Annotated in this window: 12 protein-coding genes; 7 read left to right on the forward strand and 5 right to left on the reverse strand. The window is 68.9% G+C overall.

The window, feature by feature from the left end; all coding sequences use genetic code 11:
* The first annotated feature begins 9 nt into the window (after positions 1-9).
* From EV278_RS05225 to pyk, 7 genes are all read left to right on the forward strand, one after another.
* Positions 10-2,880 (forward strand): endoglucanase, encoded by a 2,871-nt coding sequence (locus EV278_RS05225; RefSeq protein WP_132087541.1) that lies wholly within the window; start codon positions 10-12, stop codon positions 2,878-2,880.
* Positions 2,881-3,195: 315 nt separating this feature from the next.
* Entirely contained in the window at positions 3,196-4,659 is a 1,464-nt protein-coding gene (zwf, locus tag EV278_RS05230) for a glucose-6-phosphate dehydrogenase (protein WP_132087544.1), read from the forward strand.
* Between the two features lie 11 nt (positions 4,660-4,670).
* Positions 4,671-5,363 carry a 6-phosphogluconolactonase gene (pgl, locus tag EV278_RS05235; protein ID WP_132087548.1) on the forward strand — a complete coding sequence of 231 codons (693 nt, stop codon included), beginning with the start codon at positions 4,671-4,673 and terminating at the stop codon, positions 5,361-5,363.
* Between the two features lie 4 nt (positions 5,364-5,367).
* Complete coding sequence (gene edd, locus EV278_RS05240; protein ID WP_132087551.1) at positions 5,368-7,179, forward strand: phosphogluconate dehydratase; 1,812 nt, start codon at positions 5,368-5,370, stop codon at positions 7,177-7,179.
* A gap of 12 nt (positions 7,180-7,191) precedes the next feature.
* On the forward strand, positions 7,192-8,181 hold the full coding sequence (gene glk / locus EV278_RS05245; RefSeq protein WP_132087554.1) for a glucokinase: 990 nt from the start codon (positions 7,192-7,194) through the stop codon (positions 8,179-8,181).
* Positions 8,182-8,312: 131 nt separating this feature from the next.
* Positions 8,313-9,329 (forward strand): LacI family DNA-binding transcriptional regulator, encoded by a 1,017-nt coding sequence (locus tag EV278_RS05250; RefSeq protein ID WP_132087557.1) that lies wholly within the window; start codon positions 8,313-8,315, stop codon positions 9,327-9,329.
* A 254-nt stretch (positions 9,330-9,583) separates the two neighbouring features.
* Positions 9,584-11,017: a pyruvate kinase gene (pyk, locus tag EV278_RS05255; RefSeq protein WP_132087560.1), complete on the forward strand. Its 1,434-nt coding sequence runs from the start codon at positions 9,584-9,586 to the stop codon at positions 11,015-11,017.
* Between the two features lie 110 nt (positions 11,018-11,127).
* Here the strand turns inward: pyk and EV278_RS05260 are convergent, their stop codons facing one another.
* From EV278_RS05260 to EV278_RS05280, 5 genes are all read right to left on the reverse strand, one after another.
* Complete coding sequence (locus EV278_RS05260) at positions 11,128-11,823, reverse strand: Crp/Fnr family transcriptional regulator (RefSeq protein WP_132087563.1); 696 nt, start codon at positions 11,821-11,823, stop codon at positions 11,128-11,130.
* A gap of 337 nt (positions 11,824-12,160) precedes the next feature.
* A complete protein-coding gene (locus tag EV278_RS05265; protein WP_132087566.1) occupies positions 12,161-12,661 on the reverse strand; it encodes a pyridoxamine 5'-phosphate oxidase family protein in 501 nt (166 codons plus the stop codon).
* Positions 12,662-12,757: 96 nt separating this feature from the next.
* A complete protein-coding gene (locus EV278_RS05270; RefSeq protein WP_132087569.1) occupies positions 12,758-13,891 on the reverse strand; it encodes an acyl-CoA dehydrogenase family protein in 1,134 nt (377 codons plus the stop codon).
* A gap of 16 nt (positions 13,892-13,907) precedes the next feature.
* Positions 13,908-14,519, reverse strand: a complete 612-nt coding sequence (locus EV278_RS05275) for a 2-hydroxychromene-2-carboxylate isomerase (RefSeq protein ID WP_132087572.1) — start codon at positions 14,517-14,519, stop codon at positions 13,908-13,910.
* Between the two features lie 15 nt (positions 14,520-14,534).
* Positions 14,535-15,740, reverse strand: coding sequence for an acyl-CoA dehydrogenase family protein (locus EV278_RS05280; protein WP_132087575.1), 1,206 nt, complete (start codon positions 15,738-15,740; stop codon positions 14,535-14,537).
* Positions 15,741-15,811: the final 71 nt, after the last annotated feature.

Here is a 15,811-nt window from a genome sequence, read left to right on the forward strand (position 1 = left end):
AGCGCGGGCATGAAGCTGGGGGCGACTCTGAGATCGACCGTCGCGGCGATCTGCATCCTCGGGGTCGCCGCCCCGTCGATGTCGGTCTCCGCCGCGCAGACTCACGCCGCCCGCAAGGCCGCCCCGGTCGCCCGGACCGCGTCGCGCGGGCTGCAGGTCCGCGTCGCCCAGGCGCCCGATTTCACCCGCCTGGAGTTTCCGGGCTCGCGCGGCATGCAAGCCCGCCGCGAGGGAACCTCGGTGGTGCTGCGCTTTCCGCGTGACGCCAACCCCAATCTCTCGCCGCTGAACGTCGGCCCGCCGCGGTGGGTCAAGGGCGCCCAGGCGCGCCATGTCGGCGGTGTGGTCGAGATCGTGGTCGCGCTCGCCGACGACGCCGATTTCCGGGCCGGCAACGCCGACGGCGACGACTTCATCAACCTGTTCGCCCGCCAGGACGCGCCCCCAGCGCCGGCGTCCGCCGCGGCCGTGGTCGCGCGTCGGCCCAATCCGATGCCGGCCAACGGCGCTGTGCCGGTGAAGTTTTCCAAGGTCGCCGGCCAGGTCCAGCTCAGCTTCGACTGGGCCAATCCGGCCGGCGCCGCGGTGTTTCGGCGCGGCGAGGCCGTCTGGGTGGTGTTCGACGCCCCGGCCCGGCTGGACATCGGCAAGCTGCCCGCCAGCACCGGCCAATATCGCAACATCCAGGCCTTCAAGGGCGCCGACTACGCCGCGCTGCGCATCAGCACCCCGCAGGGCGCGCCGTTCTACGCCGATGGCGTCGGTTCCAACTGGACGATCGCCCTGGGCGCGGGGACCCAGGACTCGCCGGACCCGATCCGCGTGGCCCGCGACGACAACGCCAGTCCAGCCACCCTGACCGCCAACGTGGCCGGCACGACCAGGATCGCCTGGGTCTCGGATCCCGCGGTCGGTGACCGTCTGGCGGTGGCCACCGCCCTGGCCCCGTCCAAGGGCCTGCCGTCGCGCCGCGACTATGTCGAGATGGCCCTGCTCCAATCGGCCACCGGCCTGGCGGTCGAGAGCTATTCCGGCGACCTGCAGATGACCGCCGAGGGAGACATCGTCCATATCGGCCGGCCCAAGGGGCTGCTGCTGTCCTCGTCGTCCAGCGGCCAGGCCCAGGCCGACGCCGGGGCCGGCGCGCCCCAGGCCCTGGCCATGCCGGCCCTGGTCGATCCCGAGCACTGGGCCAAGACCGGCTCGGGCGGCTTCATGGCCCGCTATGACGCCCTGCTGGGCGCGATCCCGGCGGCCGGCGGCGCCGACGGCAAGGGCGATGACACCGCCGCCCGCATGGCCCTGGCCCGCTTCCTGGTTGGCTCCAACCTGTCGTTCGAGGCGATCGGCGTGCTCAACGCCGCCGGCCGCGCCCACCAGACCCTGATGGGCGATGGCGAGTTCCGCGGCCTGCGCGGCGTGGCCAAGGTGCTGGCCCGTCGCTATGCCGAGGCCGAGACCGACTTCGCCTCGCCGGTGCTGTCTGACGATCCCTCGGCCGCGATGTGGCGCGGCTACATCGCCAGCAAGACCGGCCAGTGGGTCGACGCCAACCAGCGGTTCGCCGAGGGCGCCCGTGCGCTCAACATGTTCCCGGCCCTGTGGCAGGCCCGCTTCCTCGGCGCCCAGGCCGAGGCGTCGGTCGGGGTCGGCGCGCCCGACACCGCCATCCGCCTGATAAACCAGGCCCTGAAGCTGCCCAACATCCCGGTCGAGGACCAGCTGGAGCTGCGCCTGACCCTGGCCAAGGCCTTCGAGGCCAAGCACGACGTCCGCGCCCTGCCGGTGTTCCAGGCGATCTCCAAGTGCGGCATCGACCGCCTGGCCGCGCCGGCCACCCTGCACGCCATCCAGCTGCGCCTGGCCAAGAACCAGATCAGCGCCGACATCGCCGCCAAGGGGCTGGACGCCCTGCGCTTCCGCTGGCGCGGCGACGGCGTCGAGCTGGACACCATCCGCGCGCTGGGCCAGCTGCAGATCAGGCAGGGCCGCTATCGCGAGGCGCTGGAGGTGCTGCACTCGGCCAGCAACGTGCAGTCCGACCTGCCGCAGGCCGTCGCCCTGCGCAACGACCTCAACACCGCCTTCCGCAGCCTGTTCCTCGACGGTCTGGCCGACGGCATGCAGCCGATCCAGGCGGTGGGCCTGTTCTACGACTTCCAGGACCTGACCCCGATCGGGGCCGACGGCGACCAGATGGTCCGCAACCTGGTGCGCCGCCTGGTCGACGTCGACCTGCTGGACGAAGCCGCCAAGCTGCTGAAGTATCAGGTCGACAACCGCCTGAACGGCGTGCCCAAGGCCCAGGTGGCCACCGACCTGGCCTGGATCTACCTGATGGACCGCAAGCCCGAGAGCGCTCTGGACACCATCAACGCCACCCGCACCACCATCCTGCCGCCGGCTCTGAACGCAGAGCGCCGCCTGGCCACCGCCCGCGCCCTGATGGGCCTGGGCCGCTACGACGCGGCGCTGGAGGTGATTGAGGGCGACAAGGGCCGCGACGCCGAGGACGTCCGCGCCGAGGTCGCCTGGAAACAGCACGCCTGGCCCCAGGCCGGCGCGCTGTACGAACGCGCCCTGGCCGACCGCTGGAAGACGCCCGGCGTTCTGACCCCGGCTGACGAATCCAAGCTGCTGCGCTCGGCCGTGGCCTTCAGCCTGGCCGACGACGACGCCTCGCTGGGCCGCTTGCGTCAGCGCTATGGCGGTTTCGTCGATGGCGCGCGCAATCCCGACGGCCTGCGCGTGGCCCTGGCCGGGGCCGATCCGGGCAGCCTGTCCAGCACCGACTTCAGCAAGGTCACCGCCGACAACGAGGCCTTCAACGGCTGGGTGGCCAAGATGAAGGACCGCTTCCGGGCCCAGGCGAGCAACTAAGACTTCGTTCGCGTCGCTTCGCATTCGCTGGTCAGGTCGAACTGGCCCTGCCCACATTGGGCATGATTCCTCCCTCAGGCCTCGCCTGCGCGGTCGTCATTTGCGACTCGGCCGCGTTTCGTCTGCTCAAGCGGTGAACCTTCGCGTTCGAAAAGCGATTGGTCTGCTGGCGGCCCAGGCCCAAACGCCTTAGTTAGACGCCGCGCGCGCGATCCTGTCGGGACGTCGACACGGGGCTTTGGTCCTCACGGGACGGGGTCCGCTTGCATTGCTCGCGAGGGCGTGGCATGACAACGTTGTCATAGGGTGGAAGCTTTGGCCAAAGAAACAAACGCTGACCAGACGGGTCGCGAAGTGCTGGTTCTGCTGGGCGGCGCGGGGGATCTCGCGCTGCGCATGTTGTTGCCTTCGCTGTATTTTCTCGAAGTCGACCGTCTGCTGCCGCACGATCTGCGGATCATCGGCCTGGCCCGTCACGACCACACCGCCGACAGCTATCGCAAGCTGGTGCGCGAGCAATTGGGCAAGCGGGCCACTGTCGAGGAATCGGCCTGGAATCGCCTGGCCGCCCGCCTGGATTATCTGTCCGTCGACATCACGCAGGAAGCCGGCGCCAAGGCCCTGGCCGAGAAGATCGGCAAGCACGGCGATCTGGTCGTCTATTTCGCCCTGTCGCCCAGCCTCTACGGCTCGGTCTGCGGCGCCCTGCAGGCTGCGGGCCTGACCGGCCCCAGGACGCGCCTGGTGCTGGAAAAGCCGATCGGCAAGGATTTCGCCAGCTCGTGCGTGATCAACGGCGCGGTCGGCGCGGTGGTCGACGAGAGCCAGATCTTCCGCATCGACCACTATCTGGGCAAGGAGACGGTCCAGAACCTGACCGCCCTGCGTTTCGGCAACGTGCTGTTCGAGCCCCTGTGGGACAACAAGCACATCGACCACGTGCAGATCACCATCGCCGAGACCGAGAAGGTCGGCGAGCGTTGGCCCTATTACGACGAGTACGGCGCCCTGCGCGACATGCTGCAGAACCATCTGCTGCAGCTGCTGTGCCTGGTGGCCATGGAGGCTCCGTCGGGCTTTGATCCGGACGCGGTCCGCGACGAGAAGGTCAAGGTGCTGCGGTCCCTGCGTCCGTTCACCAAGGCCAATGTCGCCCACGACACCGTGCGCGGTCAGTACGTGGCGGGCGTGGTCGAGGGCACGGCCCGCGAAGGCTATCTGGAAGAGGTCGGCAAGCCGTCCAAGACCGAGACCTTCGTGGCCATGAAGGTCGACATCGACAACTGGCGCTGGGCCGGCGTGCCGTTCTTCCTGCGCACCGGCAAGAACCTGCCCGACCGCCGCACCCAGATCGTCGTGCAGTTCAAGCCCGTGCCGCACAACATCTTCGGCGCCGCCGCCCAGGCCGAGACCAAGGCCAACCGCCTGGTCATCGACCTGCAGCCGGACGAGGATATCTCGCTGACCGTGATGACCAAGCGGCCGGGCCTGTCGGAGGAGGGCATGCGCCTGCAGTCCTTGCCGCTGTCCCTGGCCATGAGCGCGGCCGGAAGCCGTCGCCGCATCGCCTACGAGAAGCTGCTGCTGGACGTGTTCCGCGGCGACCGTACCCTGTTCGTGCGCCGCGACGAGGTCGAGCAGGCCTGGAAGTTCGTGGACGGCGTCTCGGCCGCCTGGGCCGAGGCCAAGATCGAGCCCGCGCCCTACGCCGCCGGCACCTGGGGGCCGCACAGCGCCACCGCGCTGATCTCGCCCCAGGGCCGGGCCTGGAACGAGTAGGCGTGGCGACCATGACCCTCCCCAAGATCGAGGCCTTCGCCACCCGCGAGGCGCTGTACGACGCCGCCGCCTCGGTCGTTGCTTCGGCCCTGACGCAGGCCGTGGCCAAGCGCGGCCAGGCCGGGTTCGCCGCCACCGGCGGCTCGACCCCGGCCCCGGTCTACGACCGGCTGGCGACCATGACCGTCCCCTGGGATCAGGTCGTGGTCACCCTGACCGACGAGCGTTTCGTGCCGCCGTCCGACCCCAGCAGCAACGAGGGTCTGGTTCGCCGGCATCTGCTGACGGGGGAGGCGGCCAAGGCCGGTTTCGCGCCGCTCTATTTCGACGGCGTGGCCCAGGACGAGGTTCCGGCCAAGGCGGAGGCCGGGGTCGCCAGGGCGCTGCCGTTCGGCGTGACCCTGCTGGGCGTCGGTCCCGACGGCCACTTCGCCTCGCTGTTCCTCGGCAATCCGAAACTGGCGGAAGGCCTGGACCCGGCGTCGGAGCGGACGGTGATCGCCGTGCCGCCCGGCCAGCCGGCGCCGGACCTGCCCCGGATCAGCTTGACCTTCCAGGCGTTGATCCAGTCGTCGCTGATCGTCCTGCTGGTCACCGGCGGCGCCAAGAAGACGTTGCTCGAAGGTCCGGTCGATCAGGCCTTGCCGATCGCCGCGATTCTGAACCAGGACCGCGCCCCGGTCCGTATCCTCTGGGCGGAGTAGTCCCATGGCCTTGAACCCCGTGATCGCCGCCGTCACCGCGCGGATCATCGAACGCAGCCGCGACAGCCGCTCGACCTACCTGGCCAACCTGGACGCCGCGGCGGCGGCTCAGCCGGGCCGCGCCAAGCTCAGCTGCGCCAACTGGGCCCACGCCTTCGCCGCCTCGCCGGCCGTGGACAAGGTCCGCGCCCTGGACGTCAACGCCCCCAACCTGGGCATCGTCTCGGCCTATAACGACATGCTGTCGGCCCACCAGCCGCTGGAAGAGTATCCGGCGCTGATCAAGGACGCGGCGCGCGAGGTCGGGGCCACGGCCCAGTTCGCCGGCGGCGTGCCGGCCATGTGCGACGGCGTCACCCAGGGCCGTCCGGGCATGGAGCTGTCGCTGTTCTCGCGCGACGTGATCGCCATGGCCACCGGCATCGCCCTGACCCACGACGCCTTCGACGGCGCGCTCTATCTGGGCGTCTGCGACAAGATCGTGCCGGGCCTGCTGATCGGGGCCCTGACCTTCAGCCACCTGCCGGCGATGTTCGTGCCCGCCGGACCGATGACCTCGGGCCTGCCCAATTCGGAGAAGGCCCGCATCCGCGCCCTCTACGCCGAAGGCAAGGTCGGCCGCGAGGAACTGCTGGCCGCCGAGAGCGCCAGCTATCACGGCCCGGGCACCTGCACCTTCTACGGCACGGCCAACACCAACCAGATGCTGATGGAGCTGATGGGCCTGCACCTGCCGGGCTCTGCCTTCGTCCATCCGCACACCCCGCTGCGCACCGCCCTGGTCAAGGAAGCCGCCAAGCGCGTGGCGGCCATCACCCACAAGGGCAACGACTGGATCCCGGTCGGCCGGGTGATCGACGAGAAGGCCGTGGTCAACGGCGTGGTCGGCCTGATGGCGACCGGCGGCTCGACCAACCTGGCCCTGCACCTGGTGGCCATGGCCCACGCGGCCGGCATCATCCTGACCCTGGAAGACCTGGACGACATCTCCAAGGCCACGCCCCTGCTGGCCAAGGTCTATCCGAACGGCTCGGCCGATGTGAACCAGTTCCACGCCGCCGGCGGCATCCACTTCGTGGTCAAGGAACTGCTGAAGGCCGGTCTGGCCCACGAGGACGTCCTGACGGTCGCCGGCCCCGGCCTGTCGCGCTACACCCAGGAGCCGACCCTGGTCGACGGCGAGCTGGCCTGGCGCGAGGGCGCGGACGAGTCGCTGGACCTCAACATCCTACGCCCCGCCTCCGACCCGTTCAGCCCCGAAGGCGGCCTGCGCCTGCTGACCGGCAACCTGGGTCGCGGCGTGATCAAGGTCTCGGCCGTGAAGCCCGAGCATCAGGTGATCACCGCTCCGGCGGCCGTGTTCCAGGAACAGGAAGACTTCATCGCCGCCTTCAAGCGCGGCGAGCTGGACCGCGACGTCGTCGTCGTGGTCCGCTTCCAGGGTCCGTCGGCCAACGGCATGCCCGAGCTGCACAACCTGTCACCATCGATTTCGGTGCTGCTGGACCGCGGCTTCAAGGTGGCTCTGGTCACCGATGGGCGGATGTCGGGCGCTTCGGGCAAGACCCCGGCCGCGATCCACATCACGCCGGAAGCCGCCAAGGGCGGGGCGCTGGCCTATGTCGAAGACGGCGACGTCATCTCGCTGAACGCTCACACGGGCGAACTGAAAATCCTGGTGGACGAGGCGACCCTGCGCGCCCGCACGCCGGCGCAAGTCCCGGCGTCCAAGCCGGGCTTTGGACGGGAACTCTTCGGTCTGCTGCGCTCGGGAGTCGGTGCGTCCGACCACGGCGCATCGGTGCTGTTTGCTTAGGAAGTGATGGACATGAGCGGCTTGAACTCCATCGGGCTTGGCCTGGTCGGCGACATCGGCGGAACCAACGCGCGGTTCGCTCTGGTCGATTTCGATGGGGGAGATCCCAAGCTGATCGAACCCACCTCCTATAAGGGCGAGGACTACGGCCAAGCCGAGGACGCCGTCGAAGCCTATCTGGACAAGATGGGCGTGCGGCATCCGGATCTGGCGGTGGTCGCCGTCGCCGGCCCTATCGAGCACGGCGCCGTGCAGTTCACCAACAGCGACTGGAAGCTGTCGGAGGACAGCCTTCGCCGGGCCGGCGGCTTCCGCTCGGCCAGGCTGATCAACGACTTCACCGCCCAGGCCCTGGCCGCCCCGCGCCTGGCGCCCAAGGACCTGCGCCAGATCGGTCCGCACCAGACCTCCGGCGAGGGCGACCTGGCGATCATCGGCCCCGGCACCGGCTTCGGCGCGGCGGGCATGGTGCGTCGGCACGGGGTCGAGACGCCCCTGACCACCGAAGGCGGCCACATCGCCTTCGCCCCGTTCGACGAGATCGAGATCGAGATTCTCCGCATCCTGATGCAGCGGTTCGGCCGCTGCTCGATCGAGCGGATCCTGTCGGGCCCCGGCATGGAGGACCTGCACATGGCCCTGGCCGAGGTTGAGGGCCGCCAGACCGAAGAGCTGACCGCCAAGCAGATCACCGAGCACGGCGTGGCCGGCGACGCCTGTTGCAAGGTCACGATCGACCGGTTCTGCGCCATTCTCGGCTCGGCGGCCGGCGACCTTGCCATGGCGCTGGGCGCCCGGGGCGGGGTGTTCATCGCCGGCGGGATCGCGCCGCGGATCATCGACCTGCTGGAAGAGGGCCAGTTCCGCGAGCGATTCGAATCGAAGGGCCGGCTCAGCGACTACACCCGCGCCATCCCGACTCACGTGGTGATGAACCCGCACACCGCCCTGATCGGCGCGGCCGTGGCCATGACGCCGGACGGCAAGGCGGCCATTTCGTAGGGCTTTCGGCTCGCGGTCGCGGCTTCTGGTCCCTCAAGGTGAGATTTCCACTGGAAGTGGGCTCGCCTTGACAAGGTTGTCATGCCTTTATTGCGTCGCTTGTCGATTTCCGACGCTTCGCGAGGCCGGTCTTGATTTCCAAGGTTACGATCCACGAGGTCGCCCGCCTGTCGGGAGTGTCGATCAAGACTGTTTCGCGGGTGCTCAACCGCGAGCCCAACGTGAAAAACGACACCCGCGCGCGCGTGCAGGAAGCGGTCGCGGCCCTGAACTATCGGCCCAACATCTCGGCCCGCAGCCTGGCGGGGTCGAAGGCCTATCTGATCGGCGTGTTCTTCGACAATCCCAGCCCCGCCTATGTCACCGACGTGCAGCTGGGGGCGATCGCCCGCTGTCGCGAGGAGGGCTACCACCTGATCGTCGAGCCGCTCGACTCCACGGGCGACGTCGCCGCCCAGGTGGAGCCGATGCTGCAGACCCTGCGCATGGACGGCGTGATCCTGACGCCGCCGGTCTGCGACAATGTCGCGGTGCTGGACGTGCTGGAGGCCGAGGGCGTGCCCTATGTGCGGCTGTCGCCCGACCAGGATCAGGACCGTTCGGCCCACGTGCGGATGGACGACGTCCGCGCCGCCTACGAAATGACAGCCCACCTGATCGGCCTGGGCCATACCGACATCGGCTTTATCAAGGGTCACCCCGAGCACGGCGCCTCGCACCTGCGCTATGAGGGCTATGCGGCGGCGATGAAGGAGCACGGCCTCGCCGTGCGCGAGGAGCACGTCGAGCAGGGCTGGTTCTCGTTCCGCTCAGGCTTTGAGGCCGCCGAGCGGCTGCTGGATCGCGCGAACCGTCCCACGGCGATCTTCGCCTCCAACGACGACATGGCCCTGGGCGTGATGGCGGTGGCCAACCGCCTGCGCCTCGAAGTGCCCCAGACCCTGTCGGTGGCCGGCTTCGACGACACGCCCGGAGCCAAGGTCGTCTGGCCGCAGCTGACCACGGTGCGTCAGCCGATCCAGGCCATGGCGGCGGCCGCCGCCGATCTGCTGCTGACCGGCGCGACCCGGGCTGAAGGCGAGCCGCCGCCGTCGCGCCTGCTGGATTTCGAACTGGTGGTGCGCGAATCCACCGGTCCGGTCGGCTAGGCTCGATCGCCCGCGCGACCCAAAATCGACTTCAGGCGTTCAAATCTCCGGGGCTTTCGCGCTGTCCATTCTTATGGAGGTGGAAAGGCTCGTGAGTTGACGCTAAGTCAGCAATGACGAATCCAGGTTCGGATTGCTAGACAACGTTGTCAGGCGCAATTTCGGGAAATGGCGCTCGTCGAAAGCAAATCCTTTCTGCTGTGCGGTATCTATTGCCGCATCGCAGCATTTTCTAGCCTCTCCGGAGCAGGTTCATGATCCGCGCGCGCCGCTCCCGCATCGTCGCCACCATCGGCCCGGCCAGCAGCTCGCCGGAGATGATCGTCACCCTGGCCAAGGCCGGAGCCGACGTCTTCCGTCTGAACTTCAGCCACGGCAGCCACGACAATCACGCCGCGTCCTACGCCGCCATCCGCGCGGCCGAGGCGGTCGTCGGGCGCCCGCTGGGCGTCCTGGCCGACCTGCAGGGCCCGAAGCTGCGCGTGGGCAAGTTCGCCGAAGGGCCGGTGACGCTGAAGGCCGGCCAGGCCTTCCGGTTCGACGACGACCCCACCCCGGGCGACGTCACCCGCGTGCACCTGCCGCATCCGGAGATCCTGGTGGCCATGCGTCCCGGCGCGACCCTGCTGCTGGACGACGGCAAGCTGCGGATGACGGTGACCGACGCCGGCCCTGGCTACGCCAACACCACCGTGGTCAACGGCGGCAAGCTGTCTGAGCGCAAGGGCGTGGCCGTGCCGGACGTGGTGATTCCGATGTCGCCCCTGACGCCGAAGGATCGCGAGGACCTGGCCTTCGCCCTGCGCCTGGGTGTCGACTGGATCGCCCTGTCGTTCGTCCAGGCCCCTGAGGATATGGCCGAGCTGCGTCGCATCGTCGAAGGCCGCGCCGCCGTCCTGGCCAAGATCGAGAAGCCCCAGGCCCTGGAAGTGCTGGGCCCGATCCTCGACCTCTGCGATGGGGTGATGGTGGCCCGCGGCGACCTGGGCGTCGAGATGGCGCCGGAGGAGGTGCCGGTGGCCCAGAAGGTCATCCTGCGCGCCGCCCGCGAGCGCGGCATTCCGGTGATCGTCGCCACCCAGATGCTGGAATCGATGACCAGCTCGCCGACCCCGACCCGGGCCGAGGCCTCGGACGTGGCCAACGCCGTCTACGAGGGCGCGGACGCGGTCATGCTTTCCGCGGAAAGCGCCGCCGGCGACTATCCGGAAGAGGCCGTGACGATGATGAGCCGCATCATCGAGCGGGTGGAGCGCGACCCGCGCTGGCCCGAGCTGATGCAGGCCGAGCAGCCGCACAACGACGAGGACGCCGACGTTCTGGTGGTGGCCGCCGCCCAGGCCGCCAAGGCCGGCTCGACCAAGTGTCTGGTGGCCTTCACCACCACGGGCGCCACCGCCCGTCGCCTGTCGCGCGAGCGGCCGCTGCAGCCGGTGCTGGCCCTGTCGCCCCGCGTCGAGGCCGTGCGCCGCATGTGCCTGGTCTGGGGCGTGGAGGCCCGCGTCAGCGGCCAGCCCGACAGCCTGGAGGTGGTCACCTCCGACGCGGTCGCCAAGGCCGTCGAGCTGGACCTGGTCGGTCCGGGCGAGCGCGTGCTGATCGTCGCGGGCACCCCGTTCGGCGCGCCGGGCGCGGCCAACCTCCTGCGCCTGGCCCACGCGCCGTTCCCGACCCGCAAGCGCCGCTAGAGCATCGCGCGGAAAAGTGGATGCCGGTTTTCCGCAAAAGCGATGCGAAAACAAAAACCTGGAGCAAATCGTGCGATTCCTGAATCGCGCGATTTGCTCTAGGCCGGCTTTCAGCCGAACGGAAGCGGCAGCAGGCGTTCGTAGCCGCGCCGCACGGCGGCGTAGCACTCGCAGGTGATGGCCTCCAGGCCGGCGCGATCCAGGATGTCGACCACGCCCCGGCGATAGCGGATCAGGCCCTTGGCCTGCAGCGCACCGGCCACGGCCGTGACCGTGGTGCGCTGGACGCCAAGCATGTCGGCCAGGAATTCCTGGGTCAGGCTGATGGTGTCGCCTTCGATGCGATCGCGGCACGACAGCAGCCAGCGGCAAAAGCGGGCCTCCACGCCATGCAGGGCGTTGCAGGCCACCGACTGGATCGCATGGCCGAACAGCGCCTCGTTGTGGCGATCGACCAGGTCGCGCAGGGCGGGGCTGCGGGTCCAGGCCTCGTGCAGGGCCGAGGCGCTGATCCGCGAGGCCTGGCCGGGAGTCTGGATGATAGCCCGCACCAGCGACTGGCGCGGCGCCACAGCGGCCGTCAGGCCCAAAGCGCCTTCGCGACCGATCGGCGCGGACTCGATGGCCGCTCCGTTCTCCATCAGGGTCATCAGCGAGATGACGCAATCATGGGGGAAATAGATGGACTCGATCGGATCGCCCGGATCGTACAGGTGACGACCCTTTTCCAGCTCCTGCTGGACGAGGTGGGGCGCAATCAGGCCGAGATCTTCCGTCGGCAGGGCGGCAAGCAGACGATTTTTCAAGTTGGCGCGGCCCCGTCGAACGAATCGACCATCGGTAGGCGGAAGGGATTCGAAACTTAGGTTGGAAGCCGCCGCCGCGCTGTCGAGTAGTCGACACAGATGTGGCGCGCCAAGATTCTTCCAAACTAAGTTTGTCGCCTATCCGACGTTGCCGGAATAGTTGGTTGCTCGTCGCCCTCTTGTATCTCTTGTCGTCCTCAGTAGACTATTGCTCGCTTGTCGAAGCGTCGTCGTTTCGCTGCCCAGCAGCAGCCGAGACTTTCGATCGACCGTTTTCGTCAAATCAAGGCGGGGGGCGCGGTTGACGACGTCCTCGATACGCCAAGCCCGCTGGCGTCTAACCCAGCTTGACGTGGGCCTTGTCGCCCAGGTCGGGCGGACTGTCGGTCAGGTTGGCCTTGGCCACCTCCCAGGCGAAGCGCACCGGGCCGCCCCTGGCGATCCACAGTTCGGCGTCCCGGGCGTCCAGCCGCAGCAGGGTCAGGGCCGGGTCGTCCTTGCCCTCCGGAAACCAGGCGGCGACGATCGGATTCCAGTACTTGTCGATGCGGACGGTGTCGCGGGCGGTGGACAGCACGCCGCCGATGCAGGCCTGGAAGTCCTGGTCCTTGGACTGGACGATCAGCATGGCCTCGGCGCCGCCGCTGGCGCTCCTGGCCAGGTCGGTGTCCTGCCGGGTGAAGAACCAGATCTGTCCGCCCTCCGGCTCGGCGAAGACGGTCATCGGCTGGAAATGCTGGTGGGCGTTCATCAGGCCCAGCATGCCGAACCGCGCATGGTCCAGCTCCTTCCAGAGGCGCTTTTCGGCGGCGGCCCTGTCGTTGGGATCGGTGCTCATGGCGGTTCTTCCTTCCTGCGGGCAGGAGGGAAGAACTGGTCCGGACGAGAGCGGTTCCTAGAGTGAAGGTTGGAGCCTCGAAGGACGCGAGGCGGCTCAGAATCCCGACAGCGTCGCGTACCGATCGCGATGGAACGAGGCCGAACCGAACAGGGCCTCGGCCACGCGGGCGCGCTTCATGTAGAGGCCGGCGTCGTGGGCGTCGGTCATGCCGATGCCGCCATGCATCTGGACCATCTCGTTGGAGGCCAGGTGCAGCGCTTCGCTGGCCTTGGCCTTGGCCAGCGAGGCCAGCAGGCGCGTGTCAGCGCCAGCGTCGGCCGCCTCCAGGGCCGCCTCCACGCACGACCGGGTGGTCTCCAGGTCGGTGAACAGCTTGGCCGCGCGATGCTGGAGGGCCTGGAACGTGCCGATCACCTGGCCGAACTGGGTGCGGGTCTTGATGTAGTCGAGGGTGACCTCGAAAGCGGCGGTGGCGGCGCCCAGCATCTCGGCCGCCAGACCGGCATAGGCGCGGTCCAGCACCGGCTCCAGGATCGCCCAGCCCTGGCCGACCTCGCCCAGCACCGCCTCGGCGCCGACCGGCACGCCGTCGAAGCCGATCCGGGCCGCGCCGCGGCTGTCGACCAGCGCCAGATGGGTGCGCGTCACCCCCGGAGCGTCGCCCGGGACCAGGAACAGGGTGATCCCGTCGCTGTCGCCCGCCGCGCCCGAAGTGCGGGCGGCGACGACCAGCAGGTCGGCCGCGTCGCCGTCGAGGACGAAGGTCTTGGTTCCATTGAGAACGAAGCCATCGCCGGAGACGGTCGCCGACAGCGCCGTGTTCAGCGGCGCATGGTGTGCGCCTTCGTCGACGGCCAGGGTCGCGATGACCTCGCCGGCCGCGATCTTCGGCAGCCATTCGGTCTTCTGGACGCCCGATCCGCCCAGGACCAGGGCCGAAGCCGCGACCAGGGCGGTGGAGAGCAGAGGCGAGGCCACCAGGTTGCGACCGGTCTCCTCAAGGATCAGGCCCAGGCCCAGATAGCCGAAGGCTGAGCCGTCATACTCTTCCGGCACGACGACGCCCGCCCAGCCCATGGCGCCCATCTCGCTCCAGGTCGCCGGATCGAAGCTTCGCCTGGAGCCGCCGTCGCGCAACTTGCGCAGCGCGCCGACCGGGGCGCTGTCCTGCGTCCAGCCTTTGGCTGCGTCGCGGAGCATGGTCTGTTCTTCGGTCAGGACGGCCATGTCAGGCTGGCTCCAGTTAAGCGGTTTCGAGGTCTTGATGGCGGACGGCCCAGTCGAGGGCCTGTTCGAGGCGGTCGTTGCCCCAGAAGAGCTCGCCGTCGGCGGTGACAAAGGAAGGCGCGCCGAACAGGCCGCGCTCCTGCGCCTGGCGGACGTGGTCCTTCAGGCGGGTCTTGACCGGGTCGGTCGCGGCGGCGACGAGCACCGCGTCGGGCGCGGCGCCGACCGAGGCGATCAGCGGGGCCAGCACCTCGGCCCGCGAGATATCCTGGTCATCGACGAAATTGGCCTGGTAGACCGCACGGCTGAAGGCCGGGGTCCAGCCGTCCTCCAGTCCGCAGATCGCCACACGCGCCGCCAGCAATCCGTTGCGGGGGAACTGGCTGGGATGGACCAGCGGCAGGCCTTCCTGGTCGCAGATCCGCTGCAGGTCGCGCCACATGTAGTCGCCCTTGATCGGGAAGGCGTTGAACGGGCTGTCGTTCAAACCCTGTTGCTCATGCATCAGCGGCCCCAGCAGGAAGGGCCGCCATTCCACGGCCACGCCGGCCGCGTCAGCCAAGCGCTCCACGCGCATGGCGGCGGGATAGCTGTAGGAGGATCCGAACTCGTACCAGAACTCGATCATGGTTTTGCGCCGGCGCTACTGATGATCCAGCAAGCCTAGCACCCGTTTGGCGACGACGTTGAGATTGACCTCGCTGGTGCCGCCCTCGATCGAGTTGCCCTTGGCGCGCAGCATGGCGCGGGGCGCGGCCAGTTCGTCCGGGGTGAAGCCTTCGCCCTCCCAGCCCAGGCCTTGCAGGCCCAGGGCCTCGACCAGCAGTTCGGTGCGCTCCTGGTTCATCTTGGCGGCGGCGTACTTGATGATCGAGACGGCGGCGCTGGGGCCCGAACCCTGCTTGGACTCCGCCTCGGCCCGGCGCACGGTCAGGGTGAAGGCATGGGCGTCCATGCGGTGGTGGGCGATGCGGGCCCGCAGGTCGCCGTCGGCCAGCTTGCCGGACGCGTCGACCCCGACCTCCTTCTTGGCCGCCTCGACCAGATCCAGCCCGCCGCCCCCGCCGAAGCCCGAGGCCGAGATGTTCTGGCGCTCGTACTGTAGCAGCCGCTTGGCGATGTCCCAGCCGCCGTTGACCTTGCCGACCAGCTGGTCCTTGGGGACCTTCACATTGTCGAAGAAGGTCTCGCAGAACGGAGAGCTGCCGCTGATCAGCTTGATCGGCCGGGCCTCGACGCCGGGCGAGGTCATGTCGAACAGCACGAACGAGATGCCTTCGTGCTTTTTCGTCGTGTCGGTGCGCACCAGGCAGAAAATCCAGTCGGCCTGGTCGGCGTAGCTGGTCCAGACCTTCTGGCCGTTGATCAGCCAGTGGTCGCCCTTGTCCTCGCACTTGGTCTGCAGCGAGGCCAGGTCCGAACCCGCGCCCGGCTCGCTGTAGCCCTGGCACCAGCGGGTCTCGCCGCGCACGATCGCCGGAAGGAATCGCTGCTTCTGCTCCTCCGTGGCGTATTCCAGCAGCACCGGACCCAGCATCCAGACGCCGAAGCTCATCAGGGCGGGGCGGGCCTTGAGGCGGCGAAGCTCCTGTTCCAGCACCTTGTTCTCGGCCTTGGACAGACCGCCGCCGCCATAGGCTTTGGGCCACATGGGCGCGGTCCAGCCCCGCTCGGCCATGCGGTCCAGCCACAGCTTGGCGTCGGGGTTCTTCCATTCGAACCGCCTGCCGCCCCACGGCGCGTCGTCCTCGCTCATCGGCGCGTTCAGCGACGGCGGGTAGTTGGCCTTGAGCCACGCGCGGGTCTCGGCCCGGAAGGTTTCCAAGTCGCCGCCGCCGAAATCCGCCATGGCCGTTTCTCCCTACGCGTTCGTGTCTTCCGCAACGCTTGTCCGCGCCGTCGGCCGGCAGACTACGCCAT

Origin of the sequence: Caulobacter sp. BK020, from assembly GCF_004342605.1 — a bacterium.
In the GTDB taxonomy this organism is placed as follows: Bacteria; Pseudomonadota; Alphaproteobacteria; order Caulobacterales; family Caulobacteraceae; genus Caulobacter.

What these genes read in the sequence shown, in the direction of transcription:
- EV278_RS05225 (WP_132087541.1), top strand. Translation starts at nt 10, where the DNA reads ATGAAGCTGGGGGCGACTCTGAGATCGACCGTCGCGGCGATCTGCATC.
- pgl (WP_132087548.1), top strand. Translation starts at nt 4,671, where the DNA reads ATGACCCTCCCCAAGATCGAGGCCTTCGCCACCCGCGAGGCGCTGTAC.
- edd (WP_132087551.1), top strand. Translation starts at nt 5,368, where the DNA reads ATGGCCTTGAACCCCGTGATCGCCGCCGTCACCGCGCGGATCATCGAA.
- glk (WP_132087554.1), top strand. Translation starts at nt 7,192, where the DNA reads ATGAGCGGCTTGAACTCCATCGGGCTTGGCCTGGTCGGCGACATCGGC.
- pyk (WP_132087560.1), top strand. Translation starts at nt 9,584, where the DNA reads ATGATCCGCGCGCGCCGCTCCCGCATCGTCGCCACCATCGGCCCGGCC.
- EV278_RS05265 (WP_132087566.1), bottom strand. Translation starts at nt 12,661, where the DNA reads ATGAGCACCGATCCCAACGACAGGGCCGCCGCCGAAAAGCGCCTCTGG.
- EV278_RS05270 (WP_132087569.1), bottom strand. Translation starts at nt 13,891, where the DNA reads ATGGCCGTCCTGACCGAAGAACAGACCATGCTCCGCGACGCAGCCAAA.
- EV278_RS05275 (WP_132087572.1), bottom strand. Translation starts at nt 14,519, where the DNA reads ATGATCGAGTTCTGGTACGAGTTCGGATCCTCCTACAGCTATCCCGCC.
- EV278_RS05280 (WP_132087575.1), bottom strand. Translation starts at nt 15,740, where the DNA reads ATGGCGGATTTCGGCGGCGGCGACTTGGAAACCTTCCGGGCCGAGACC.